The sequence below is a fragment of the Streptomyces sp. NPDC000151 genome, from assembly GCF_040301705.1.
Lineage (GTDB): Bacteria > Actinomycetota > Actinomycetes > Streptomycetales > Streptomycetaceae > Streptomyces.
The window spans coordinates 1-2,547 of sequence record NZ_JBEPFC010000291.1; the positions used below are offsets into that span (position 1 = coordinate 1).

2 protein-coding genes are annotated in these 2,547 nt (G+C 76.8%); one reads left to right on the forward strand and one right to left on the reverse strand.

Annotation, left to right across the window (positions count from 1 at the left end; genetic code table 11):
• Positions 1-1,073, reverse strand: a 1,073-nt coding sequence (locus tag ABT381_RS35605; RefSeq protein ID WP_351602215.1) for a serine/threonine-protein kinase, incomplete at its 3' end; no start/stop codon positions are given.
• Positions 1,074-1,611: 538 nt separating this feature from the next.
• Between ABT381_RS35605 and ABT381_RS35610 the strand changes: the two genes are divergently transcribed.
• Positions 1,612-2,547 (forward strand): FHA domain-containing protein (locus tag ABT381_RS35610; protein ID WP_351602218.1); only part of this gene is annotated, 936 nt, incomplete at its 3' end.

Here is a 2,547-nt window from a genome sequence, read left to right on the forward strand (position 1 = left end):
GCCCCGGCCGCGCCCGCGGCGCCTGCTCCCGTGGTCGGCATGACGTTCGTCGCGGCCGACGGGTCGTACTGCCCGCCGCCCGCCCCTGTGGAGGGCAGTACCTGCGTGGGATCGGCGGCGCCGCTGTCGCCGCCGGTCTCGGGGACCGGCGCGGGCGCCGGGTCGGGCGCGAGCAGCGCGGCGACGCCGAGCGCGGCCTCCGCCTCGGCGGGCGAGGCGTGCACACCGATGCCGGCCGCGACCACGCGCAGGCCGCGGGCGAGGTTCTCGGCGCTGGGCCGCTCCTCCGGGCGCTTGCGCAGGCAGCGCTCTATGACGGTCCACAGCGGCTCGGGGACGCTGCCGGGGCGCTGCGGGTCCTCGCTGAGGTGGCGGTGCAGCACTTCGAGCGCGGTCGCGCCGGCGAACGGCGGACGGCCCGTGACCAGCTCGTACAGCAGGATGCCCGCGCCGTAGATGTCGACGGCGGAGGTCTGCGGGCGGCCCTCGGCGGACTCCGGCGCGACGTACGCGGGCGTGCCGACGAACTCCTGCGTGCGGGTCAGGCCCGGGGAGTCCGCGAGGCGGGCGATGCCGAAGTCGGTCAGCATCGGGTGCATCTCGGCGGCGCCCTCGGCCCCGGCGAGCAGTACGTTCGCGGGCTTGAGGTCGCGGTGCACGACGCCGTCGGCGTGGCTGGCGGCCAGCGCGTCGGCGATCTGCGCGGTCAGCAGCGCGGCCGCGACCGGGCTGAACGGGCCGTTCTGCCGCAGATAGCGGTGCAGGTCGGGGCCGTCGACCAGGTCCATGACCAGCGCGAGCAGGTCGCCCTCGACGACCAGGTCGCGGGTGCGGACGATGTTCGGGTGGGTGAGCCGCAGCAGGACGGAGCGCTCGCGCAGGAAGCGCATCACCACGTCGGGGTCGTGCGCCAGCTCCTCCTTGAGGACCTTGATCGCGACCGTCTCGCCGGGCTGTCCGGCCACTGCTGCCTCGGCGCCCGCCGTCTCCCGCTGGCTGGCACGCCAGACGGTGCCCGTGGCGCCGCGTCCGAGCGGCTCCTCGAGCAGGTACTTGCTGCCTACCGGCCGCACGTCATGCGCTCCCTGGTCGTCACTGAGCAGCTGCCTGATCTGCGCTGTCTGTCGGGCTGTGGGGGTTGTGAGGCCGCTCCGGTGGTCCGGGCGGCCCCTTCCGCCCCACCATAGTGCCGTGTTCGGCGGCGGCGGCCGGGCGGATCCCGTGGTCCGGGGCGGTTCCGGCCGGTCGGTCCGGTCGGGACCCGGCGGGGCTCCGGGGGAAGACGCCGGTCGCGCGCGGATGGTTGCCCTCCGGGCCGATCGCTGACCGGTCGCGCGACGATCTTTGGCCGATCATGGGTCGCAAGCAGCCACTTTTGCATACATGAGTGACCGAACAAGATCACTGAAGGACAGTCGCCACGCGTCTTGTCGGTGGCAGGTGCGAGGATGCTCTCCAGCACGGCAGCGGTGGGGACGGGGGCGCTGCGCCGCGGCGTGCGGCGTGCGCATGCACGCGGACTTGGACTTGTACGTGCCGACGTGTCCGGGCGCGGTGGGGGGAGGTACTGGGCCCCGCCGCATTGCCGGGCGGAAGGGACCGTTGACGGCGATGCAGATCCGGCTGACCGTCCTCGGGCCGCGCAGCGGCCACTCCACTCGGGCCTGCGACGTGCTCGTGACGGCCCCTGCCGGGACGGCGCTCGCGGCGGTGGCCAGCGGCCTCGCGGCGGCCGTCGCGGGGGCGGGCGCGGACGTCGGCGGTGGCGGCGCCGGCAGTGGCCCCGTCGTGCTCTACGCGGGCCAGGAGCGGCTGGACGTCCAGCGCGCCGCGCTCGGCGAGCCGCCGCTCATAGACGGTGCGGTCCTCTCCCTCCAGGGCCCCGGCCCGGCCCCGGCGCACGGCCTGCCGGCCGGCCCCGCCCGGCTGCGGGTCGTCTCCGGCCCGGACGCGGGCGGCGTCCATCTGCTGCACGGCGGCCAGATCCGCATCGGCCGCTCCACGGACGCGGACGTGCCGCTGGACGACCCCGACGTCTCCCGGATGCACTGCGCGGTCACGGTGGCGCCGGACGGCGCGGTGACCGTGGCCGACCTCCGCTCGACGAACGGCACCGCCGTCGACGGCGCCGACCTCGACGACCGCCCGGTGCCACTGCCCCCGGGCGCGCTGCTCCGGATCGGCGAGTCGGCGCTCCGCCTGCAGCCCTCCCCCGGCGCCCCCGACCCCGTCCTCGCGGCCAGCCCGGACGGCGAGGGGCATCTGCGCGTCCATCCGGCGGGCGGCGGCGCCGAAGGACAGCGGCCGCCGGCCGCGCACTCCCCGCACGGCGCCCGGGACGCGGCCCCGTCTCCCGCTCCGTACGGCAGCGAGCGGTACGACCACGAAGCGGCCCCCGGGCACGAGCGCGCGGGCGCGGCCGGTGGCGCGCAGCGGGCGGAGTCCGTCAGGCCGGCCGGACAGGAAGCGGCCCCGGCGGGCGACGCGTACGGAGACCGGCCGTCCCCGGCGGCGTACGGCACGGGGGCATACGGCGCCGCGCCGCAG